Raw genomic sequence first — 23385 nt, 5'->3', positions numbered from 1 at the left:
ACTCTCTTACAACCGAGAGAAATCATTGAAAAGTGCAAGCCCCATTAACAACACCAGCAAAATCGCGCCAATGCGGTAACTAAAGTCTTGAACCCGCTCGGATACCGGCCCGCCCTTCAGCTTTTCAATCGCCAGGAACAGCAGATGCCCCCCGTCAAGAACGGGCAGCGGAAACAGGTTGATTATCCCTAAGTTCACGCTGATAAGCGCAAGAAACATCAGGTAATAAATGCCCCCAAATTCCGCTGACATCCCAGCCCCCTGAGCGATAGAAATCGGCCCACTGAGGTTGTTCAGTTTCACATCACCGGTTATCAATTTTCCCAGCATACTGACCGTCAGCTTCATCAACTGCCACGTCTTGTCCGTGGCTTCGAGGATGGCGCTGAATGGCCCATACTGGCGTACAGTCTTGTACTCATCCGGCAGAGGAATAATTTTAGGCACAACACCCGCAAAACCTTCTGCCTTTCCGTTAACCGGCTTTGTATCCGGGATTAACGTCAAAGACAAGGAACTCCCCTGCCTTTCAATTTCCAGCGCTAACGGCTTATCTGGATTGTTGCGCACAAGCGTCACAAACGTCATCCATTGCGTTAACGACTGACCATCGACTTTAACGATCCTGTCGCCTGCTTGCAAACCCGCCTTACTTGCAGCGGAGTTCGCCTGCACTTCTGACAGCACCGGTTCGATCTGTGGACCACGCGGCCGAATCCCTAAAGAAGATACAGGATCTTCTTTGTCTGGCTCAAATGCCCAGTGGCGCAAATCTAACGTTTTATCCTGGCGCTGATTACTGCCGAACGGCGCCACGCTGATTGTCGTACGCTCATCGCCGATTTTGGACACCAGCTGTAAGCGCACCGCATCCCAATCAGGGGTTTCGATGCCATCAATGGCTTTAAGTTCCGTACCAGGAAGAATTTGCGCCTGGGCGGCAATCGAGTTGGGTGTTATTTCACCAACTACCGGACGAACGCCAGGGACGCCGATGATAAAAACCAGCCAGTAGGCAAAAATAGCGAAAAGAAAATTTGCAATCGGACCTGCGGCGATAATCGCCGCCCGCTGTCCCACGGTTTTATTGTTGAAAGCGTGGTGGCGCAGTTCCGGCACAACCGGCTCAGCGCGCTCATCCAGCATTTTGACGTAACCGCCGAGGGGAATCATGGCGATCACATATTCCGTACCGTATCGATCGGTACGCCGCCAAAGCGCTTTCCCAAAACCGATAGAAAAGCGCTCGACACGAACACCGCAGCGCCGGGCAACCCAGAAATGACCAAATTCATGCACGGTGATAAGCACACCCAGTGCGACGATGAATGCAGCCAGATTCCAGAGAATACTCAGCATAAAACCTTCCGTTAGAGTGTCCTGAATACCAGTAACAACAGGCAAGCAAAGACCGGTACTGCTGCCGTCAGGCTATCAATACGATCCAGAATACCACCATGCCCTGGGATCAAGTGACCACTGTCCTTAATTCCTGCTTCACGCTTAAACATGCTCTCAGTCAGATCGCCCAGCACTGACGCCAGGGCCGCGATGACAGAACAAATCAGTAAGGTTGAAGGCGCAACATCCAGATTCGCCCACATGCCGTAACCCCATGAAATCACGGCGGCAGTCGCGAGTCCGCCAATAAAGCCCTGCCAGGTTTTACCAGGAGAAACCTTTGGCGCAAGTTTATGTTTGCCGAACAGTTTGCCAAACATATATGCCCCGGAGTCTGCCCCCCAGACGAGGATCATGACATAGAGCAGCCATATGGCGCCACTGTAATGATTCTCATCATAGTGCCAGGCGCGCAGCGCCAGCATTCCCCAAAAAAAAGGAATGATGGTTAACACCCCGAAAATTACGCGTAATGTCTTTGAATTACGCCAGATCGCCGCCGAACCGGGATAAAATAACACCAGTAATAATGCAACGACCCACCAGCCCAACGACGCCCAAAGCGAAACCTCAACAAGCGGCTGATGAATGTTGCGGTGATATTCAGGCAGCAAAAACAGCATCAGCGCCAGCAATAACCCGCACAGCACCGCCAGCCAGACCCGCTGAGTACGCGTGGTAAAACCGCTTAACTGTCCCCATTCCCAGGCGGCCAGCATACAAACGACCAGCGTGACAATGGCGAACCCCACCGGCGGAAGTAAAAAAAGCGCCGCGATGACAACGGGTATTAAAACAAAAGCAGAAATCAGGCGATACTTCAGCAAAAGCGACCCCCATCAGGCTTTTTCATCACCGGGCTCGGTGCCGCCGAAACGACGCTCTCGATTGGCAAAGGCATGCAGCGCCCCTTCAAAGTCTTGTTCATCGAAATCGGGCCAAAGAACATCAGTAAAGTAAAGTTCGGCATAGGCAATTTGCCAAAGCAAAAAGTTACTAATGCGATGCTCTCCCCCAGTCCTAATTACTAAATCTACAGGAGCCAGTTCATGCATACAGATTTTCTGGTTTAGCATCTCTTCGTCAATCTGATCAGGGCGCAGCAGTCCTTCCTGCACCTGTTCTGCCAGTTGCCTGACTCCCTGGACAATATCCCAACGTCCGCCATAATTCGCCGCGATATTCAGCGTCAGCCCGGTATTCTGGGCGGTAAGCGCTTCAGACTTGCGAATACGTTCTTGCAAACGCGAGTTAAATCGACTGGTGTCGCCAATAATGCGCAGACGAACGTTATGGCGATGCAGGCTTTTTACTTCGCTATCCAGCGCCCACACGAACAGCTCCATTAACGCACTCACTTCCTGCGCTGGTCGGTTCCAGTTCTCACTGCTAAAGGCATACAGCGTTAACGCATCAATACCGTTGTTGGCAGCGAAAGATACGGCCCGACGGACGGATTTTGCTCCGGCCTTATGCCCAAAGGCGCGAATCTTCCCTTGCTTTTTCGCCCAGCGGCCATTGCCATCCATAATGATTGCTACATGGCGACAGCCATGTGCTGGCAAATTTTCGCTTAGTGGTTGAGTTGCAGACAACATAACGCGTTTTTAGTCCCTGAAAGGATTTAACGGTACTCAGGAATACTGAAGCCTTTTGCGCTTCATCCTTCAGGCTGCCTCTTCGTTGGCTATGAATGATGCAACCTGAATGATTTTGTGCATCCACAAAAAAGCCGTGTCAAACCACGGCTTACCTGACCGCATAAAGCCAAATATCTGCGATCGGGTGGCGCAGACTATATCACTGAAGCCCAACGCTAACAAATAGCACGATCCTGTGTAGAGGGATTATCATCAGCTTGCGAGTCGCATCACCTGTTTTCTGGCGACGTCACGCGCGACGGCATCAACCCTGAGAACGTCGTCAACGCTTCCCGGTTCCTGCAAATCCATTTTCTCCAGCACAGATAAATTGAGCTCAGCAATATCTGTAAAGCGAATCTCTTCAGCCAGAAATGCGGCGACGGTGATTTCATTCGCCGCATTCAGCGCGGTTGTCGCGGCCTGACCTTGCTCAAACGCGTCCATCGCCAGTTTCAGGCACGGATAACGCTGATAATCCGGCGCAGAGAACGTCAACGCACTGAGCTTGCAAAAATCGAGCGGCTTCACGCCAGAGTTCACGCGATTCGGCCACGCCATCGTATGCGCGATTGGCGTACGCATATCCGGCTCCCCCAGTTGCGCCAGAACGCTGCCGTCCTGATAACGCACCATTGAGTGAATAACCGACTGCGGGTGAATCAACACGTCCATCTGGCTTGCGCTGGCGTTAAACAACCAACGCGCTTCAATGTATTCCAGACCTTTATTCATCATGGTGGCGGAATCGACGGAAATTTTTCGTCCCATAGACCAGTTCGGATGACGACATGCCTGATCGGGCGTCATAGCCGCCAGATCGCACAATGGCGTTTCACGAAAAGGGCCACCAGACCCGGTAAGCAAAATCGACATCACGCCATTTTGCTCCAGCTCAGCGTATCCCAGATCGTTTTGAATAGGTTGGGGCATACTCTGAAAAATCGCGTTATGTTCGCTATCTACCGGTAAAAGCCGGGCTTTACTGCGTTTCACCTCGTCCATAAACAGACGCCCGCAGGTAATCAGCGACTCTTTATTGGCAAGCAGGATGGTTTTACCGGCGCGAATCGCCGCAAGCGTAGGCAGCAGACCTGCCGCGCCCACGATAGCCGCCATCACCTGATCGACCTCATCCAGCGCAGCCATATCGCAGGCGGCCTGTTGTCCGCTCAGGACGTCAGTGCGGCTTCCATGTTCCAGAAGCGCAGTTTTCAGCCGTTGAGCGCTCTGTTCATCGTCCATCACCGCATAACGCGGCGAAAACTCCAGGCACTGCTCTACCATACGGGTGACATTTTTACCCGCAACCAGCGCGACAACACGGAAGCTTTCAGGATTATGGCGCACCACATCCAGCGTGCTGCAACCAATAGAGCCGGTCGAGCCCAGAATGGTTAGTTGCTTCATGAAACGTCCAGAAGAATTGAGACAGGATAGAAAGCAAAACGCCGCCCGGAAGACCCGTCAGGGTCAACCAGCGGCGTTTTAGTCGTACAGGAAAATCAGAACTGCATCAGTTCCGCTTCTTTTTCCGTCAGCGCCGCATCAACTTTCTTGATGGCAGCGTCAGTCAGTTTCTGTACTTCGTCCTGAGAACGGCGATCGTCATCTTCGCTGATCTCTTTATCTTTCAGCAGCGCTTTTACTTTGTCGTTCGCGTCACGGCGTACGTTACGCACGGCAACACGCGCCTGCTCTGCTTCGCCACGAACGATTTTGGTCAGGTCTTTACGACGTTCTTCAGTCAGCGGCGGCAGCGGAACACGGATATCGCTACCCGCAGAACTCGGGTTCAGGCCGAGGTCAGAAGCCATAATCGCTTTCTCAACCGCCGGGCTCATGGAGCGATCGAACACGTTGATTTTCAGCGTGCGGGAGTCTTCTACCGTTACGCTCGCCAGCTGACGCAGCGGAGTCGGCGTGCCGTAATATTCCACGACAATGCCATCCAGCAGGCTGGGAGAAGCACGACCCGTGCGAATTTTGCTGATTTGGTTTTTAAACGCTTCAACGCATTTTTCCATGCGTACTTCAGCATCTTTTCTGATATCGCTAATCACGTTACGAATCCTTGAAAACTAGTCTCAGTCGACCAGACAATCACACAATACACTTCATCCTTCAGGCTGCCTCTGCGTTGGCTGCGAACGTTCTTCCCTGTCACGTACCGGTGTACGGGCCTCGGGATTCACGCTCTTGCCGCCGTGATGCAGCATGAATGATTTCGTGTATACAGAGTATGCTCAGTATAGTCTCGTTTAATTCATGCCACAGGATATATAAATCCTGCCGGGTAAAGGCGAATCTTACCCGGAATTGGCCATCACGGGAATTATTCCGTGATTAAAGTCCCTTCTTTTTCGCCCATCACGACACGACGCAGCGCGCCCGGCTTGTTCATATTGAAGACACGAATTGGCAATTTGTGGTCACGAGCCAGCGTGAACGCGGCCAGATCCATCACTTTCAGCTCTTTATCCAGCACTTCGCCGTAGGTGAGTTGTTCATACATCGTGGCGGACGGATCTTTGGCCGGGTCCGCAGTAAATACGCCATCGACTTTCGTGGCTTTCAGCACCACATCCGCTTCAATTTCGATACCGCGCAGGCAAGCCGCAGAGTCGGTGGTGAAGAAGGGGTTGCCGGTGCCCGCAGACAGGATAACCACACGGTTATTACGCAGCAGACTAATGGCTTCTGCCCAGCTGTAGTTGTCACACACGCCATTCAGCGGAATAGCGGACATCAGGCGGGCGTTCACATAGGCGCGGTGGAGCGCATCGCGCATCGCCAGACCGTTCATCACGGTGGCCAGCATGCCCATGTGGTCGCCCACAACGCGGTTCATACCCGCTTTCGCCAGACCAGCACCACGGAACAGGTTACCGCCACCAATCACCACACCAACCTGAATGCCCAGTTCCACCAGTTCTTTGATTTCCTGAGCCATACGATCCAGTATGCTTGCATCAATACCGAAGCCTTCCGAACCCTGCAAAGCTTCGCCACTCAATTTAAGCAGAATACGTTTATAGACGGGTTTTGCATTGGTAGCCATGTTTCTTTCCTGAGACTGTCAACGATTGAGATGAGTTAATTCCGGCGACATTGTATGTCGCTTTTCAGCGCAGCCACTATAGGGGTTGGCTGAATTTACAAGATGGACGCAAAAAGAAGCCGCCCTCAGGCGGCTCCTTTTCGACAATTAAGACTGCTTGGACATCGCAGCAACTTCTGCTGCAAAGTCAGTCTCAACTTTCTCGATGCCTTCGCCCACTTCAAAGCGGATGAAGCCAGTTACGTCGGCGTTGTGCTCTTTCAGCAGTTGACCAACAGATTTGCTCGGTTCCATAACGAAAGGCTGACCGGTCAGAGAAACTTCGCCGGTGAATTTCTTCATGCGGCCTTCAACCATTTTCTCTGCGATTTCTTTCGGCTTACCAGACTGCATCGCGATATCCAGCTGTACCTGGTATTCTTTCTCTACCACTTCAGCAGACACGTCTTCCGGCTTAACGAACTCAGGCTTGCTTGCAGCAACGTGCATTGCCAGCTGTTTAACCAGCTCTTCGTCAGCGCCTTTAGCCGCAACCAGAACACCGATGCGCGCACCGTGCTGGTAAGAACCCAGAACGTCGCCTTCCAGGGAAGCAACACGGCGAATGTTGATGTTTTCACCGATTTTTGCCACCAGAGCAACGCGCTCTTCTTCGAACTGTGCTTTCAGCACGTCAACGTCAGTGATTTTGCCAGCAACAGCGGCGTCCAGCACTTTGTCAGCAAATGCCTGGAAACCAGCATCTTTAGCAACGAAGTCAGTCTGGCAGTTAACTTCCAGAATGATGCCGTAGTTGCCGTCGATTTTGGTTTTGATCACGCCGTCAGCAGCAACGTTGCCTGCTTTTTTCGCTGCTTTGATCGCACCGGATTTACGCATGTTTTCGATTGCCAGCTCGATGTCGCCATTCGCTTCAGTCAGTGCTTTTTTGCAATCCATCATGCCTGCGCCAGTACGCTCACGCAGCTCTTTTACCAGGGATGCGGTAATTTCAGCCATTCTAAAATCCTCGGAAGATTTGATCTGCCCGGCATCAAACCGCACAGATTTAAAAGTGAAAAAGGGGCCTAAAGGGCCCCTAACCAAACGTGATACTACCTGGTTTATAAGGGGGCTCGAACGAGCGTGCCTTATTATTCAGCTTCTACGAAGCTTTCTTCCGCCTGAGAAGCCAGATCCTGAGAACGGCCTTCACGAACGGTTGCAGCTACAGCGCCCAGGTACAGGCTAACAGCACGGATTGCGTCGTCGTTACCCGGGATAACGAAGTCAACACCGTCCGGATCAGAGTTGGTATCAACGATAGCAAATACCGGGATACCCAGGTTGTTTGCTTCTTTGATAGCAATGTGCTCGTGGTCAGCATCGATAACGAACAGTGCGTCCGGCAGGCCGCCCATGTCTTTGATACCGCCCAGGCTGTTTTCCAGTTTCTCAAGCTCACGAGTGCGCATCAGCGCTTCTTTTTTGGTCAGCTTTTCGAAAGTACCGTCCTGAGACTGAGTTTCCAGGTCTTTCAGACGTTTGATGGACTGACGAACGGTTTTCCAGTTAGTCAGCATACCGCCCAGCCAGCGATGGTTCACGAAGAACTGGTCGCAGCTGTTAGCAGCGTCTTTCACCGCTTCGCTTGCAGCACGTTTAGTACCAACGAAAAGGATTTTACCTTTGCGAGAAGCAATCTTGTTCAGTTCAGCCAGCGCTTCGTTGAACATCGGTACCGTTTTCTCAAGGTTGATGATGTGAACTTTGTTACGCGCACCGAAGATGAACGGCTTCATTTTCGGGTTCCAGTAACGGGTCTGGTGACCGAAGTGAACACCAGCCTTGAGCATGTCGCGCATGGAAACAGTTGCCATGATTAAAACCTCTATATATAAAAGTTGGGGTTATGCCTCCACGTATCCCATATTACCGACCCCAAAGGGCACCCCGGAATATGTGCCGATACGTGTGTGTTGTTACACAAAGTGAGATTTGTCGCTTCAGTCCATCTTGTGTAGTCTTCGAATGGAACGGAAGTCCGGCGCGCTTTATACCACAAATACGCCGCAGACACCAATAATTGTTGGCTCGATGTGCTGTTAATGATTCTCAATTTGGCAGGCTACGCTTTGGACTGATACCATTGACAGCACTTACACAATTATTGTCGAAATAATCGACACCGATGGACAGAATTCATGGCTATCTCAATCAAGACCCCTGAAGAAATCGAAAAAATGCGCGTCGCTGGCCGCCTGGCCGCAGAAGTGCTGGAGATGATCGAACCGTATATCAAACCGGGCGTCAGCACCGGGGAACTGGATCGCATCTGCAACGACTACATCGTCAATGAACAACACGCGATCTCCGCTTGCCTCGGCTACCACGGTTATCCGAAATCCGTTTGCATCTCCATTAATGAAGTGGTGTGCCACGGTATCCCGGACGACGGCAAATTGCTGAAAGACGGCGATATCGTCAATATCGACGTAACCGTAATTAAAGATGAATACCACGGCGATACGTCAAAAATGTTTATCGTCGGCAAACCGACGATTCTGGGCGAGCGCCTGTGCCGAGTAACCCAGGAAAGCCTGTATCTGGCGCTGCGAATGGTCAAACCGGGCATCCGTCTGCGCACGCTGGGCGCGGCCATTCAGAAATACGCGGAAGGCGAAGGCTTCTCTGTCGTTCGCGAATATTGCGGTCACGGGATTGGTCGCGGCTTCCATGAAGAACCGCAGGTTCTGCACTACGATGCGGACGACGGCGGCGTGGTTCTGCAACCGGGAATGACGTTCACCGTTGAACCGATGCTGAACGCCGGTGATTACCGCATCCGCACCATGAAAGACGGCTGGACGGTAAAAACCAAAGACAGAAGCTTGTCTGCGCAGTACGAGCATACTATTGTGGTAACCGAAAACGGCTGTGAAATTCTGACGTTACGCAAGGATGACACCATCCCGGCGATTATCACGCACGACGCATAAACTTTTGCCTGATGGCGCTACCGCTTATCAGGCCTACAATCAGCGTTTACCCGTAGGCCGGATAAGGCGTTAACGCCGCATCCGGCTTTTTAATGGGTGGCGCATAATGAATACTCTTCCTGAACAGCACGCGAATACGGCTCTCCCCACCCTACCCGGCCAACCGCAAAATCCGGGAGCCTGGTCGCGTGACGAGCTTACCGTCAGCGGAATTAAAGCCCACATTGATATTTTCCAGCAGTGGCTGGGAGACGCTTTTGACAGCGGGATTTCCGCAGAGCAATTGATTGAAGCCCGCACCGAATTTATCGACCAGTTGTTGCAACGACTGTGGATCGACGCCGGATTCGGGCAAATTGCCGATCTGGCCCTGGTGGCCGTCGGCGGCTATGGCCGGGGCGAGCTGCATCCGCTTTCCGACATTGACCTGCTCATCCTGAGCCGTAAAAAGCTGCCCGACGCTCAGGCGCAAAAAGTCGGGGAACTGCTGACCTTGCTGTGGGATGTGAAGCTGGAAGTTGGGCATAGCGTGCGCACACTGGAAGAGTGTCTGCTGGAAGGGCTGTCGGACTTAACCGTCGCCACCAATCTGATTGAAACACGTCTGCTGATCGGCGACGTGGCGCTTTTTCTGGAGCTGCAAAAGCATATTTTCAGTGAAGGTTTCTGGCCGTCGGAGAAATTTTTCGCCGCCAAAGTCGAAGAGCAAAACCAGCGCCACCAGCGCTATCACGGCACCAGCTATAACCTTGAACCCGATATTAAAAGCAGCCCTGGCGGCCTGCGTGATATCCACACCCTGCAATGGGTGGCCCGCCGCCACTTCGGCGCAACGTCTCTCAATGAGATGGTCGGCTTCGGCTTCTTAACCCAGGCAGAACGCGCCGAGCTAAACGAGTGCCTGCATATTTTGTGGCGCATTCGCTTCGCGCTGCACCTGGTGGTCAGCCGTTACGACAACCGCCTGCTGTTCGACAGGCAGCTCAGCGTTGCCCAGCGGCTCAACTACACTGGCGAAGGCAACGAGCCGGTTGAGCACATGATGAAAGACTATTTCCGGGTCACGCGTCGGGTCAGCGAACTGAACCAGATGCTATTGCAGCTGTTTGATGAAGCGATCCTCGCCCTGCCCGCCGATGAAAAACCGCGCCCGATTGATGACGATTTTCAACTGCGCGGCACGCTGATCGACCTGCGCGATGACGATCTGTTTATCCGTTCGCCGGAAGCGATCCTGCGGATGTTTTATATGATGGTGCGCAATAGCACCATCACTGGCATCTATTCCACCACGCTGCGCCATCTGCGCCATGCCCGCCGCCACCTGACCCAGCCGCTGTGCTACATCCCGGAAGCGCGCTCTCTGTTTCTCAGTATGCTGCGTCATCCGGGCGCCGTCAGCCGCGGTTTGCTGCCAATGCATCGCCACAGCGTGCTTTGGGCTTACATGCCGCAATGGTCGCATATCGTCGGCCAAATGCAGTTCGACCTGTTCCATGCCTACACGGTGGATGAGCACACCATTCGCGTGATGCTGAAGCTGGAAAGTTTCGCCAAAGAAGAGACCCGACAGCGCCATCCGCTGTGCGTCGATCTCTGGCCGCGCCTGCGGCAACCGGAACTGATCCTGATCGCGGCGTTGTTCCATGATATCGCCAAAGGGCGCGGCGGCGACCACTCGGTACTGGGCGCGCAGGACGTGCTCAAATTTGCCGAACTGCACGGCCTGAACTCACGCGAAACGCAACTGGTCGCCTGGCTGGTACGCCAGCACCTGCTGATGTCGGTTACCGCCCAGCGGCGCGATATCCAGGACCCTGAGGTCATCAAACAGTTCGCCGAAGAGGTGCAAACGGAACACCGCCTGCGCTTCCTGGTATGCCTGACGGTCGCTGACATTTGCGCCACTAACGAAACGCTGTGGAACAGCTGGAAGCAAAGCCTGTTGCGCGAACTGTACTTCGCCACCGAAAAACAGCTACGTCGCGGCATGCAAAACACGCCGGATATGCGCGAACGCGTGCGCCATCATCAGCTTCAGGCGCTGGCACTGCTGCGAATGGACAATATAAACGAAGAGGCGCTGCATCAAATCTGGACACGCTGCCGCGCTAACTATTTCGTGCGCCATAGTCCGAATCAGCTGGCCTGGCATGCGCGTCATCTGTTACAACACGATCTGACCCGACCGCTGATTCTGGTCAGCCCGCAGGCCACGCGCGGCGGAACGGAGATCTTCATCTGGAGTCCTGACCGCCCTTATCTGTTTGCCGCCGTTTGCGCAGAGCTGGACAGGCGCAATCTGAGCGTTCATGACGCGCAAATCTTCACCACCCGCGACGGCATGGCGATGGATACCTTTATTGTGCTGGAGCCGGACGGCAGCCCTCTCTCCGCCGACCGTCACGAAGCCATCCGTTTTGGACTGGAGCAGGCGATTACCCAGAGCAGCTGGCAGCCTCCGCAGCCGCGTCGCCAGCCGGCCAAACTGCGCCACTTTACCGTCGATACCGAGGTCACTTTTCTGCCTACTCACACCGACAGAAAATCGTTCCTTGAACTTATCGCTCTCGATCAGCCGGGCCTGCTGGCGCGGGTCGGGCAAATTTTTGCCGATCTGGGAATTTCGCTTCATGGCGCCCGAATTACAACCATTGGCGAGCGAGTAGAAGATTTATTCATAATCGCGACAGCCGACCGGCGTGCCCTTAATAATGAGCTACAGCAGGAAGTGCATCAACGGTTGACAGCGGCCCTCAATCCAAACGATAAAGGGTAGTGTGTTTATTCATATGGAAAGAGTTTAACAATGCAGCAGTTACAGAACGTTATTGAGTCCGCTTTCGAGCGCCGTGCCGACATCACTCCGGCGAATGTAGATACCGTGACCCGTGAAGCGGTTAACCAGGTCATTTCTCTGCTGGATTCCGGTGCGCTGCGTGTGGCAGAAAAGATTGATGGTCAGTGGGTGACTCACCAGTGGCTGAAGAAAGCGGTTCTGCTCTCTTTCCGTATTAACGATAACCAGGTTATCGACGGTGCGGAAAGCCGCTACTTCGATAAAGTGCCGATGAAATTCGCCGACTATGACGAAGCGCGCTTCCAGAAAGAAGGCTTCCGCGTAGTGCCGCCTGCCGCTGTGCGTCAGGGCGCGTTTATCGCACGCAACACCGTGCTGATGCCATCCTACGTAAACATCGGCGCATTCGTTGATGAAGGCACGATGGTAGATACCTGGGCGACCGTAGGTTCCTGCGCGCAGATTGGTAAAAACGTACACCTGTCCGGCGGCGTCGGCATCGGCGGCGTACTGGAACCGCTACAGGCGAACCCGACAATCATCGAAGATAACTGCTTCATCGGCGCGCGTTCTGAAGTGGTTGAAGGGGTGATCGTTGAGGAAGGCTCCGTGATCTCTATGGGCGTGTACATCGGTCAAAGCACCCGTATTTACGATCGCGAAACGGGCGAAATCCATTATGGCCGTGTACCGGCAGGCTCCGTTGTGGTTTCCGGCAACCTGCCGTCGAAAGACGGTAAATACAGCCTGTACTGTGCGGTCATCGTGAAAAAAGTCGACGCGAAGACGCGCGGCAAAGTCGGGATCAACGAGCTGTTACGCACCATCGACTAACAATGATTTGAAAAAGCGGGCTGAGCCCGCTTTTTTTACATCTGTGGCTGGCGGAAAGAGAACTTTTCGTTAATTATTCATAGGTTATGTTGAGATGAAGGGTACCGCTATGTATGACAATCTGAAAAGTCTGGGCATTACCAATCCTGAAGAAATCGATCGTTACAGCCTGCGGCAAGAAGCCAACAACGATATCCTGAAAATCTATTTCCAGAAGGATAGAGGCGAGTTCTTTGCCAAAAGCGTAAAGTTCAAATATCCCCGCCAGCGTAAAACCGTCGTCGCCGATGGTATCGGACAAGGTTACAAAGAGGTGCAGGAGATCAGTCCTAACCTGCGCTATGTGATCGATGAACTGGATCAGATCTGCCAGCGCGATCGCACGGAAGTCGATCTCAAACGTAAGATCCTGGATGATTTACGTCATCTGGAAAGCGTGGTCGCCAACAAGATCAACGAAATCGAAGCGGATCTGGAAAAACTAACGCGTAAGTAAGCTGTGCGTTGCCGGATGGCGGCGTGTTACGCCTTATCCGGCCTACAGGTAACTCCCGGTAGGCCTGATAAGCGTCGCGCCATCAGGCAATCAATGCTGCTCGTCCAGTTGCAACGCGACATACAGCAACAGCCGATCGTCAAAATTGCCCAAATCCAGCCCCGTCAACTCAGAGATGCGGTTCAGACGGTATTCCAGCGTATTACGGTGAATAAAGAGCGCCTTCGACGTTGCCAGCGGCTGCACGTTATGGCGAAACCACGCGGCCAGCGTCCGGCGTAACAGCCCGTTATTATCCATCGCTTTCAGCTTTGAGAGCGGGCGCGCCAGCTCATTGGCCTGCCAGCCGCCACGCAGGCTGTCCAGCAGCACTGGCAGCATCAAATCCTGGTAAAAGTAGCTGCGTTGCTCCGGCATACGCTGCTTGCCCACCATCATGGTGGTACGCGCAGTGCGCCAGGAACGGGCGATACTGCCCGGGCCGGTAAAATAGTTCCCCAGTGCGACCCGAAAGCGCAATTGCCCGTTCTCTTTCATCCGGGAAATCAACTGCTCAATACGCTTGCGATGGTCGTCCGCATCCCAGCGCCCAAACTGATTCAGCGCCGGTTTCAGCACAACCATTTCCGTCAAAGAAACGATAGCAATCAAATTGTTGCGTTCAGGCGTCGTTAACGCATTTTGCAGCTGTTGCAACTCCTCCATCGCACTGTCAACGCCAAGCTGCCCGCTGTCCACTTCAACCACGGCAGCCACACGCGGTTGGTTCAGGTCGATACCCAGCCGCTGCGCCCACTCCGTCAACGCTGGCGTATTTTCCTCAGCCTGAATCAGGTTCATCACCAGTTCTTCACGCAGACGACTGTCCTGGGCCAGCAGATGCATCAGCCGCGACTGCTCCAGCATCATTTCGGCCGTCATACAGACCAGCTCACCGTATTTTCGCAGGTGTTGCGGCTCACCGGTTAAACCAATAACGCCGACGATCTCCCCTTCCAGGCGCAACGGCAGGTTGATCCCCTGGCGCACGCCGTGGAGATGCCGCGCCACCGCATCATCAATATCGACCACGCGCCCCTGCGACAGCACCAACAGCGCGCCTTCGTGCAATTCACCAATGCGCTCCCGATCGCCGCTACCGATAATACGCCCACGGGCATCCATTACGTTGATATTGGTATCGATGATGCGCATTGTGCGCGCCACAATATCCTGTGCCATTTTGGTATCAAGATGCCAGCCAGCCATAATCCCCTCCTGTGAGCAGAGCTCAAGCATAGGGAAGATGCTAACCTGCATCATTGTGCATCTGCACAAACTAAAGCAGAGAAGTATGGAGTTGTGGTAGGCCTCACAGAATGTGAGAAATGCCCTTTTCCCGGACAGGAAAAGGGCAAGAGAGGAAATTACTGCATCAGCAGATAGATGGTGCTATCGCCGCGCTGAATATTCAGCGCCAGAACAGAAGGTTTGCTGTCGAGGATTTTACGCAGCTCAGCGATGTTCTTAATCGCCTGCTGGTTGGCCCCCACAATCACATCCCCTTTCTTCAGGCCAATCTGCGCAGCCGGCGTATTCGGCTTCACGTTGCTGACGACAACGCCTTTATCCTGGCCTTTGTTGCTCATTTCCGCGCCTTCAATACCATTGAAGATGGAGCTGGAATCAACCTGATTCTGGCTGCTCTGTTGCAGTTCCAGGTTGACGGTCACCGGCTTGCCATCACGCAGCAGACCAAGGCTGATTTTGCTGCCTACCGGCATCGTACCCACCTGGGCGCGCAGCGCGGCAAAGCTGCTGATCGGCTTACCGTTCAGGGACGTGATCACGTCCCCGGCTTTAATACCGGCTTTCGCCGCAGAAGAGTTCGCCATCACCTGGCTGACAAACGCGCCGCGCTGGGCATCAACTTTCATCGCCTTCGCCAGTTCAGAGTTTAGCTCCGTCCCCATGATACCCAACTCACCGCGTTTAACCTGGCCATACTCCACCATCTGGGAGGTCAGGTTTTTCACCATGTTGCTGGGGATAGCAAAACCAATACCGATGTTGCCGCCGTCCGGCGCAAGAATCGCGGTGTTAATCCCGATCAGCTCGCCGTTCAGGTTCACCAGCGCGCCACCGGAGTTACCACGGTTGATGGCGGCATCCGTCTGGATAAAGTTTTCGTAGTTTTCCGCGTTCAGACCGCTACGACCCAGTGCGGAGACGATACCGGAAGTCACCGTTTCGCCCAGACCAAACGGGTTGCCGATAGCGACGGTATAATCCCCCACGCGCAGCGCGTCGGAATCCGCCAGCTTAATGGCCGTCAGATTTTTCGGGTCCTGAATTTGAACCAGCGCGATATCAGAGCGCGGATCTTTACCGACGACCTTAGCGTCAAATTTACGGCCATCGCTCAGTTGAACTTTGATGACCGTCGCGTTATCCACCACATGGTTGTTGGTGACGACATAACCTTTTGCGGCATCAATAATGACGCCGGAGCCCAGCGCCATAAATTTCTGTTGCTGACCGCCGCCCTGACCCCCGCCCTGGCAGAACGGAGAACTCTGGAACGGCGAACCGTCCTGACAGAATGGCGAATCATCGCCAAAGAACTGCTGGAAATTACGCGGCATACGCGGCGTGTTGACGGTTGTGCTACCTTCCACGTTGATACTCACCACCGATGGCATCACTTTTTCGAGCATCGGTGCCAGACTTGGCATCTGCTGGGCAGTCGTTGCCGAAGACGCCGTCTCAGCCGCCGTTGCAGACAGGGGGGACAGCGCCAAACCTAAACTCAGAGCCAGTGCACTCATTGCTAATGTGGTTTTTTTCATGTGTTTCAATCTCGATTAACAGATAACGCAAAATTGCTGTGTACGTCAGATTCGTTTTATAGCGCGAAGTTCCAGAATAAAGTTTCTGGAAAAAGTAAAAATTTATTGTCCATCTTTACAAAAGCGTATTTATTATTCAACCGCCATCAGACGCCGGTATTCATCCCAGGCGTACAGATCCGTCATCCCGCTGATATAATCCTGGATCAAACGGCAGCGATAATAATATTCCAGCGTGGGATACTCCGGTGCCTCCGACGATAATTTACTGACGGCCTCCACGTAAGCCAGGCGATGGCGCGTAGAGAGCTTCTGGAATAAACGAGATTCTATTGGAAAACGCTTCACCCGCTCTTTTTCAACCAGTTCCCTGAAATCTACCAGGGACATACGTAATAACGGTTGGTAAATTTCTAATAACCCGCTGATGACGCGATAGCCCTGTAATTCCAGTTGCTCAACATCCGGGTGGCTAAACACATGTTTTATCGCTACATTTTTATATAACTCTAGCAACTGGCTGAAGCTGCTGGCGTCTTCCAGCAGCGCATGATTGAAACTGCCGTCAAAGATTTGCGGCAGATTATCAATAAAACGCTGAGCCGCGTAGGGCACCAGTTTATTTAGCGTATTCACGCGTAAATACATAAAGAACTGATCTTCCGTACTGCGACTTAGCGAATTTGAACGAGACTTTTCCCAGGCATTCTCAACAACCTGAGTAAACAGCGACCCTTTTTCATGGTGGCCCCATGCTTCGTAAAGATGGTGATATAACTGCTCAACGCTGAAGATTCTTTTCTCGACGGCATCTTCCAGATCGGCCACGCAATAAGAGATATCATCGGCGGCCTCCATAATCCATGTTAATGGGAAGCGGCTGTAAGGCGCTAACGCAAGTTCTTTACGTAACCTCTCAATATACGGCGCTTCAGAGAGATAATACCCCGGCTTTTTCATTAAATAACGGTGCGTCGCGGGCGTTTCTCCTCGCCACCATGCCGGGCGAGTGTATTTTAAAATGCCGCCCACCTGCGCCCAGGTCAGATTCATGCGCATTAATGTATGCACCAGGCGGATGCCCTGCGCGTTGCCCTCGAAATGACATAAATCCTGGCGCACCTTGCGACGAATATCATTCAAAGACTCCTCGCCTTCACGCAGACGCAGCGCCGCCACCGCGCAGCGATCGTCGCTAAGCGGCTGGCTTTCCGCATCCGCCGGGTGCAGGCGCTGGCGAAACCAGTCATTGATCGCCGCCTCGCCGAAATGACCAAACGGCGGATTGCCAATGTCATGCATCAGGCAGGACATTTCCACAATGCTCTCAAAGGGGCCGGTCAGTTCATCCAGACCGTATTGTTCCAGCAGCTTTAACTCTTTTAACCGGCTCAGGATCTCTTTCGCGATATAACGTCCGACCTGCTGCACCTCCATAGAATGCGTCAACCGCGTCCGAACGGCGGCGTTACGCTCCAGTGGAAAGACCTGCGTTTTTTGCTGAAGCCGACGGATCGCCGGGGAATTGATGATGCGTCCACGATCGCTTTCAAAGATCCGCAGGATCTCATGTTCGGTCTTCACACCCTGCGGTGAACGATAACGACGATGCCAGTTAATTTTATTTCGGAAATCGATCTGTGCCATGTCCTCTCCCGCCTGAGAAATGCGCTTCCCCTTAAGCGCATGATAGACTATGCCTTCAAATCTGGCTTATCGCGAGTAAATCTATGAAAATCGGCATCATTGGTGCAATGGAAGAAGAAGTTACGCTGCTGCGTGACAAAATCGAAAACCGTCAGACGATCACCCTGGGCGGTTGTGAAATTTACACCGGCCAACTGAACGGGACCGAGATTGCGCTGCTGAAATCCGGCATCGGTAAAGTCGCGGCGGCGCTGGGCGCAACGTTGCTGCTGGAACGTTGCAAGCCGGATGTCATTATTAATACCGGTTCCGCTGGCGGTCTGGCCCCGACGCTGACAGTCGGCGATATCGTCGTTTCCGATGAAGCGCGTTATCACGATGCCGACGTTACCGCGTTTGGTTATGAATTTGGTCAGCTCCCTGGCTGCCCGGCAGGTTTTAAAGCCGACGACGCGCTGATCGCGGCGGCGGAATCCTGCATCGCAAAACTCAACCTGAATGCGGTTCGCGGACTGATCGTCAGCGGCGACGCTTTCATTAACGGTTCCGTGGGCCTGGCGAAAATCCGCCACAATTTCCCGCAGGCGATTGCCGTGGAAATGGAAGCGACCGCGATCGCGCATGTCTGCCATAACTTCAACGTGCCTTTCGTGGTGGTTCGCGCCATCTCTGATGTGGCCGATCAGCAATCCCACCTCAGCTTTGACGAATTCCTGGCCGTAGCCGCGAAGCAGTCCAGCCTGATGGTTGAAACGCTGGTGCAGAAACTGGCGCATGGCTAAATTATTCTCCAGGGCGCTGGCCGCCCTGCTTTTAGCCCTTCCGCTGTGGCTTTGCGCCGCACCGCGCGTCGTTTCCCTCTCCCCTTCCAACACCGAACTTGCCTTTGCCGCAGGGATCACGCCCGTTGGCGTCAGCAGTTATTCCGACTATCCCCCGCAAGCGAAAAACATCGAAGAAGTCTCCACCTGGCAAGGGATGAATCTGGAACGTATTGTGGCGCTCAAACCCGACCTGGTCATCGCCTGGCGAGGGGGCAATGCTGAACGACAGGTTAACCAGCTGGCGTCCCTGGGCATTAAAATCATGTGGGTGGATGCCGTAACCATTGAGCAGGTCGCCGACGCACTGCGCCAGCTTGCCGCATGGAGTCCTGAGCCAGAAAAAGCCAGACGTGCGGCGCAAACGCTGCTGGACGAGTATGCCGCGCTAAAGTCGCAGTATGCTGATAAACCGAAAAAACGCGTTTTTCTCCAGTTTGGCGCGAATCCGTTATTCACCAGCGGAAAAGGCTCCATCCAGCACCAGGTTCTGGAGGTCTGCGGCGGAGAAAATATTTTTGCGGGCAGTCGCGTCCCCTGGCCGCAGGTCAGCCGCGAGCAGGTGCTGGCCCGACATCCGCAGGCGATTGTCGTTACCGGCGATGCGGGCGAAATTCCTAAAATAGAACAATACTGGCAAAACCAGCTAAAAATCCCGGTTATACCGCTGAATGGTGACTGGTTTGAACGCGCAAGCCCGCGTATCATCCTCGCCGCAAAACAACTCTGTAATGCGCTTTCACAAGTAGAATAGAACCTGCGCAGTCAGGTTCTCAGTGGGGATTCGATAATGCTCGTCTATTGGCTGGATATTGTAGGCACAGCTGTCTTTGCTATCTCTGGCGTATTGCTGGCCGGAAAGTTGCGTATGGACCCGTTTGGCGTACTGGTGTTGGGCGTCGTGACCGCAGTGGGCGGCGGGACGATCCGCGATATGGCGCTGGATAACGGGCCCGTCTTTTGGGTCAAAGATCCGACCGATCTGGTGGTGGCGATGGTCACCAGCATGCTCACCATTTTGCTGGTGCGCCAGCCGAGACGATTGCCTAAATGGATGCTTCCCGTGCTGGATGCCGTCGGCCTCGCGGTGTTCGTCGGTATCGGCGTCAATAAGGCGTTCCTTGCCGAAACAGGCCCGCTGGTCGCCATCTGTATGGGCGTGATTACCGGCGTCGGCGGCGGGATTATCCGCGACGTGCTGGCGCGTGAAGTGCCGATGATCTTACGCACGGAGATTTATGCCACGGCCTGTATTATCGGCGGCATCGTGCATGCGACGGCGTTTTATACCTTTTCCGTGCCACTGGAAAGCGCCAGTATGATGGGGATGGTTGTGACGTTGATGATTCGTCTGGCCGCAATTCGTTGGCATTTAAAATTACCGACGTTTGCTCTGGATGAGAACGGGCGTTGATTTCACTGCCCGATGGCGCTGACGCTTATCGGGCCTACATTCAGGAACGCAGCAACACGCACCGTAGGCCGGATAAGACGCCCTGCGTCGCCATCCGGCAATACATCAGATACTAAAGGACGAACCACACCCGCAGGTGCTTTTCGCATTCGGGTTGGTGACCACAAAGCGGGAACCTTCCAGACCTTCGGTGTAATCGACAGCGCCGCCTACCAGATATTGCAGGCTCATCGGGTCAACCACCAGGCCAACACCCTGCTTCTCGATGGTCATATCACCTTCGTTCACCTGATCATCAAAGGTAAAACCGTACTGGAAACCGCTGCAACCACCGCCGGTGATATACACGCGCAGTTTCAGATTCGGGTTATCTTCGTCAGCGATCAGGCTTTTTACTTTCTTGGCTGCTGCTTCAGTAAATTGCAGTGGCAGCGCTACGTCATCACTCATTTTTTGCTCCAAACGACATTGGCAATTGGGCAAATTATAACCCAATCGTTATGGCATTATCTAATACCCTGGTATTTCATTCAAGTATTCTCACCAGCGACCGACTGCTGGCTTTTTGCCGCCTGCTCCGCATCCTGTTTCGCCAGCGTGCGCGCAAGGATGGTGGAGTATAGCGGTTTTCCGCCCATAAATTGTGCTAATAGTGTTGCGCCAAGACAGGTAATAATCATTGGCAAAATGAGCTGATAGTTATCGGTCATCTCCAGCACTAACACGATTCCCGTTAAAGGCGCACGCACCGACGCCGCCAGCAGCGCGCCCATTCCGGCAATCGCGAATGTTCCGGCCTCCAGATGGTACTGCGGAAAACACGCCGCAGCCGCCATACCAAATGCAGTGCCGAGCAACGTCCCCAGCGCCAGCATTGGCGCAAAAATTCCGCCCGGCGCACCGGATGAGAAACAAAGCAGCGTGGTAAGGACGCGGGCGATAAAAATAAACAGCAGCAGGCCTACGCTGTAATTCCCCGCCGCCGCAATGGGGATCAAATTAAATCCACCACCCGCCGCTTCTGGCTCAATTAAGCCGAGAATACCGCACAGGCCGCCGATCGCGCCGCCCATCAGAACCCACTTTTTGATTTCGCCGCCGTGAAAACGCTGGAACATATCCTGAGTGCGCAATACCAGGTGATTGAACAGCGGCCCGACGCAGCCAAAAATCATGCCGAGGATTAAATATAACCATAGCGTATTAACCGGTGCGTTTGAGAGCTTCCCGACCTCAATAATCGGCGCTTCACCGTTAAAAATACGAAACACAATGCTCGACATGATCACGCCCGTAAACACGGCTTTGATCGAAATTAAATTGTAGCGAAACTGCGGGCGCATCTCTTCGATGATAAATAAGATCCCCGCCAGCGGCGCGTTAAAGGCAGCCGATAACCCTGCGGCCGCACCGGTTGCCAGTAAGGTGTGACGCGCCTCGGCGCTACGCATACGGAAGAGATCCAGCACCATTCGCCCGATATTGCCCCCGATTTGTACCGTCGGCCCTTCCCGCCCCAGCACCATGCCAGCGCCCAGCGTTCCCATACCGCCCACAAATTTCACCGGCAGCACGCGCCACCAGCGAACAGGACGCAACTCTTCCAGCGCGCCTTCTATTTCCGGGATGCCCGACCCACCGGCTTCCGGCGCAAACTTACGCACCAGAAAATAACCGACCATCGCCAGCAGCGCAGAGAGGATAAAGGCCAGCGGCCAGACCAGAATCGCGTAATCGGCCGTCTGAACGAGCGCGCCGATACGTAAGTTCTGCACCCAGGTCACGGCTTTCTCAAACGCAACGCCAATAAGACCCGTGACGGTGCCGACCACCGCCGCCGTTAATAAGATGGCCAGCGGCGTTTTATCCCGCTGAAGTAGTCTGCGGATCAGATCCCCGCGCCGTAAGCGCACAACTTGCTGTGCTTCGAAAGTGGGAGTGTCTGTGTTCATCAGATGATCATTAATTGGTAATACAAATACAGAAGCGGCATTGTACCCGCCTGTTTCGGGAAAATCCCCTGTAAATCGTCATGTTTCAAATGCGCAAAATGTTCATAACCTTCTGTGAATAACTTAGAATAAAGGGCATTCACTTTTTCTACGAACCAGGAACCCCATCCATGAGCAAGTCTGAAAACCTCTACAGCGCAGCGCGCGAGCTTATCCCCGGCGGCGTCAACTCCCCTGTTCGCGCCTTCACTGGCGTGGGCGGCACCCCGCTGTTTATCGAAAAAGCAGACGGCGCGTATCTGTATGATGTCGATGGCAAAGCGTACATCGATTACGTCGGCTCCTGGGGTCCGATGGTACTGGGCCATAACCACCCCGCCATCCGTAATGCAGTGATTGAAGCCGCTGCGCGCGGGCTGAGCTTCGGCGCGCCGACCGAGATGGAAGTTAAAATGGCGGAGCTGGTCACCGAACTGGTACCGACTATGGACATGGTGCGGATGGTGAACTCCGGCACCGAAGCCACAATGAGTGCGATTCGCCTGGCGCGCGGCTTCACCGGTCGCGACAAGATCATCAAATTTGAAGGCTGCTACCACGGCCACGCCGACTGCCTGCTGGTGAAAGCGGGTTCCGGCGCACTGACGCTGGGCCAGCCGAACTCACCGGGCGTTCCGGCTGATTTCGCCAGACATACCCTGACCTGCACCTATAACGATCTGGCCTCTGTACGCGCGGCATTCGAGCAATATCCGCAAGAGATTGCCTGTATTATCGTCGAGCCGGTGGCGGGCAATATGAACTGCATCCCTCCGCTGCCGGAATTCCTGCCGGGCCTGCGCGCCCTGTGCGACGAATTCGGCGCGCTGCTGATCATTGACGAAGTGATGACCGGTTTCCGCGTGGCGCTGGCGGGCGCACAGGATTATTACGGCGTAGTGCCGGATCTGACCTGTCTGGGCAAAATCATCGGCGGCGGCATGCCGGTAGGCGCATTTGGCGGACGCCGCGATGTGATGGACGCACTGGCGCCGACTGGCCCGGTTTACCAGGCGGGAACGCTTTCCGGCAACCCGATTGCTATGGCGGCGGGTTTCGCCTGCCTGACCGAAGTCGCCCAGCCGGGGATTCACGAGACGCTGGACGAACTGACGACCCGCCTGGCAGAAGGCCTGCTGGACGCCGCGCAGGAAGCCAATATTCCACTGGTGGTGAATCACGTCGGCGGTATGTTCGGCATCTTCTTTACCGATGCGGAATCCGTAAACTGCTATCAGGATGTAATGGCATGCGACGTTGAGCGCTTCAAACGTTTCTTCCACATGATGCTGGATGAAGGCGTTTACCTGGCGCCGTCCGCCTTCGAGGCAGGCTTTATGTCCGTGGCGCACAGCATGGACGATATCAACAACACCATCGATGCCGCGCGTCGGGTATTTGCGAAGCTGTAAATTGTCATTGCCGGGTGGCGCTTACGCTTACCCGGCCTACATATGGCGCCGTAGGCCGGATA

Annotated in this window: 21 protein-coding genes and 1 pseudogene; 8 read left to right on the top strand and 14 right to left on the bottom strand. The window is 54.0% G+C overall.

All coding sequences use genetic code 11. The features are described 5' to 3' along the window. Nucleotides 1-6: 6 nt before the first annotated feature. The 8 genes from rseP to rpsB all read right to left on the bottom strand — a co-directional run bounded on the left by rseP (nt 7) and on the right by rpsB (nt 7961). Nucleotides 7-1359 (bottom strand): sigma E protease regulator RseP, encoded by a 1353-nt coding sequence (gene rseP, locus OGV67_RS17500; protein ID WP_012133981.1) that lies wholly within the window; start codon nt 1357-1359, stop codon nt 7-9. 11 nt (nt 1360-1370) lie between these two features. Beyond that, a complete protein-coding gene (gene cdsA, locus OGV67_RS17495) occupies nt 1371-2228 on the bottom strand; it encodes a phosphatidate cytidylyltransferase (RefSeq protein ID WP_012133982.1) in 858 nt (285 codons plus the stop codon). A 12-nt stretch (nt 2229-2240) separates the two neighbouring features. Further along, nucleotides 2241-2999, bottom strand: coding sequence for a (2E,6E)-farnesyl-diphosphate-specific ditrans,polycis-undecaprenyl-diphosphate synthase (ispU, locus tag OGV67_RS17490; protein ID WP_049007937.1), 759 nt, complete (start codon nt 2997-2999; stop codon nt 2241-2243). A 255-nt stretch (nt 3000-3254) separates the two neighbouring features. After that, nucleotides 3255-4451: a 1-deoxy-D-xylulose-5-phosphate reductoisomerase gene (gene ispC / locus OGV67_RS17485; protein WP_012133985.1), complete on the bottom strand. Its 1197-nt coding sequence runs from the start codon at nt 4449-4451 to the stop codon at nt 3255-3257. Nucleotides 4452-4546: 95 nt separating this feature from the next. Next, nucleotides 4547-5104, bottom strand: a complete 558-nt coding sequence (frr, locus tag OGV67_RS17480) for a ribosome recycling factor (protein ID WP_024130687.1) — start codon at nt 5102-5104, stop codon at nt 4547-4549. Nucleotides 5105-5376: 272 nt separating this feature from the next. Next, complete coding sequence (gene pyrH / locus OGV67_RS17475; RefSeq protein ID WP_012133987.1) at nt 5377-6102, bottom strand: UMP kinase; 726 nt, start codon at nt 6100-6102, stop codon at nt 5377-5379. A 147-nt stretch (nt 6103-6249) separates the two neighbouring features. Beyond that, nucleotides 6250-7101 (bottom strand): translation elongation factor Ts, encoded by an 852-nt coding sequence (gene tsf / locus OGV67_RS17470; protein ID WP_024130688.1) that lies wholly within the window; start codon nt 7099-7101, stop codon nt 6250-6252. Between the two features lie 134 nt (nt 7102-7235). Next, nucleotides 7236-7961 carry a 30S ribosomal protein S2 gene (rpsB, locus tag OGV67_RS17465; RefSeq protein WP_012133990.1) on the bottom strand — a complete coding sequence of 242 codons (726 nt, stop codon included), beginning with the start codon at nt 7959-7961 and terminating at the stop codon, nt 7236-7238. A gap of 324 nt (nt 7962-8285) precedes the next feature. Between rpsB and map the strand changes: the two genes are divergently transcribed. The 4 genes from map to OGV67_RS17445 all read left to right on the top strand — a co-directional run bounded on the left by map (nt 8286) and on the right by OGV67_RS17445 (nt 13210). Further along, entirely contained in the window at nt 8286-9080 is a 795-nt protein-coding gene (gene map / locus OGV67_RS17460; protein WP_012133991.1) for a type I methionyl aminopeptidase, read from the top strand. Nucleotides 9081-9186: 106 nt separating this feature from the next. Continuing rightward, nucleotides 9187-11859 carry a bifunctional uridylyltransferase/uridylyl-removing protein GlnD gene (glnD, locus tag OGV67_RS17455; protein ID WP_012133992.1) on the top strand — a complete coding sequence of 891 codons (2673 nt, stop codon included), beginning with the start codon at nt 9187-9189 and terminating at the stop codon, nt 11857-11859. Nucleotides 11860-11889: 30 nt separating this feature from the next. Further along, nucleotides 11890-12714, top strand: a complete 825-nt coding sequence (gene dapD, locus OGV67_RS17450; protein ID WP_012133993.1) for a 2,3,4,5-tetrahydropyridine-2,6-dicarboxylate N-succinyltransferase — start codon at nt 11890-11892, stop codon at nt 12712-12714. Between the two features lie 109 nt (nt 12715-12823). Further along, nucleotides 12824-13210, top strand: a complete 387-nt coding sequence (locus OGV67_RS17445) for a DUF3461 family protein (protein ID WP_024130689.1) — start codon at nt 12824-12826, stop codon at nt 13208-13210. A 90-nt stretch (nt 13211-13300) separates the two neighbouring features. On the opposite strand, the gene cdaR is transcribed toward OGV67_RS17445, so the two are convergent. The 3 genes from cdaR to dgt all read right to left on the bottom strand — a co-directional run bounded on the left by cdaR (nt 13301) and on the right by dgt (nt 17685). Further along, nucleotides 13301-14458 (bottom strand): DNA-binding transcriptional regulator CdaR, encoded by a 1158-nt coding sequence (gene cdaR, locus OGV67_RS17440; protein WP_024130690.1) that lies wholly within the window; start codon nt 14456-14458, stop codon nt 13301-13303. Between the two features lie 158 nt (nt 14459-14616). Continuing rightward, nucleotides 14617-16038 (bottom strand): serine endoprotease DegP, encoded by a 1422-nt coding sequence (gene degP, locus OGV67_RS17435; RefSeq protein ID WP_012133996.1) that lies wholly within the window; start codon nt 16036-16038, stop codon nt 14617-14619. Between the two features lie 132 nt (nt 16039-16170). Beyond that, a complete protein-coding gene (dgt, locus tag OGV67_RS17430) occupies nt 16171-17685 on the bottom strand; it encodes a dGTPase (protein ID WP_112001166.1) in 1515 nt (504 codons plus the stop codon). Between the two features lie 83 nt (nt 17686-17768). Here dgt and mtnN point away from each other — a divergent pair, with 83 nt between their 5' ends. The 3 genes from mtnN to OGV67_RS17415 are packed head-to-tail and all read left to right on the top strand — an operon-like array spanning nt 17769 to nt 19920. After that, nucleotides 17769-18467 carry a 5'-methylthioadenosine/S-adenosylhomocysteine nucleosidase gene (gene mtnN, locus OGV67_RS17425; protein ID WP_012133998.1) on the top strand — a complete coding sequence of 233 codons (699 nt, stop codon included), beginning with the start codon at nt 17769-17771 and terminating at the stop codon, nt 18465-18467. Continuing rightward, nucleotides 18460-19260, top strand: a complete 801-nt coding sequence (btuF, locus tag OGV67_RS17420) for a vitamin B12 ABC transporter substrate-binding protein BtuF (protein WP_012133999.1) — start codon at nt 18460-18462, stop codon at nt 19258-19260. The genes mtnN and btuF overlap by 8 nt, the downstream gene beginning before the upstream one ends. A gap of 36 nt (nt 19261-19296) precedes the next feature. Further along, nucleotides 19297-19920 (top strand): TRIC cation channel family protein, encoded by a 624-nt coding sequence (locus OGV67_RS17415; RefSeq protein WP_012134000.1) that lies wholly within the window; start codon nt 19297-19299, stop codon nt 19918-19920. Between the two features lie 105 nt (nt 19921-20025). Here OGV67_RS17415 and erpA read toward each other — a convergent pair whose 3' ends face one another. The 3 genes and pseudogenes from erpA to clcA all read right to left on the bottom strand — a co-directional run bounded on the left by erpA (nt 20026) and on the right by clcA (nt 21872). Further along, nucleotides 20026-20370, bottom strand: a complete 345-nt coding sequence (erpA, locus tag OGV67_RS17410) for an iron-sulfur cluster insertion protein ErpA (protein ID WP_012134001.1) — start codon at nt 20368-20370, stop codon at nt 20026-20028. After that, a pseudogene (gene yadW, locus OGV67_RS17405) lies at nt 20363-20422 on the bottom strand (small protein YadW). Before yadW ends, erpA begins: the two are co-directional and overlap by 8 nt. Nucleotides 20423-20450: 28 nt before the next feature. Then, nucleotides 20451-21872 (bottom strand): H(+)/Cl(-) exchange transporter ClcA, encoded by a 1422-nt coding sequence (gene clcA, locus OGV67_RS17400; RefSeq protein WP_115615094.1) that lies wholly within the window; start codon nt 21870-21872, stop codon nt 20451-20453. A 170-nt stretch (nt 21873-22042) separates the two neighbouring features. Between clcA and hemL the strand changes: the two genes are divergently transcribed. Further along, nucleotides 22043-23323, top strand: coding sequence for a glutamate-1-semialdehyde 2,1-aminomutase (hemL, locus tag OGV67_RS17395; RefSeq protein ID WP_049011622.1), 1281 nt, complete (start codon nt 22043-22045; stop codon nt 23321-23323). Nucleotides 23324-23385: the final 62 nt, after the last annotated feature.

Source organism: Citrobacter sp. CK188 (genome assembly GCF_030333525.1).
GTDB classification, from domain to species: Bacteria; Pseudomonadota; Gammaproteobacteria; order Enterobacterales; family Enterobacteriaceae; genus Citrobacter_B; species Citrobacter_B koseri.
The sequence above is the reverse complement of the archived record's forward strand: the minus strand, read 5'-3'. Positions and strand labels throughout refer to the sequence as shown.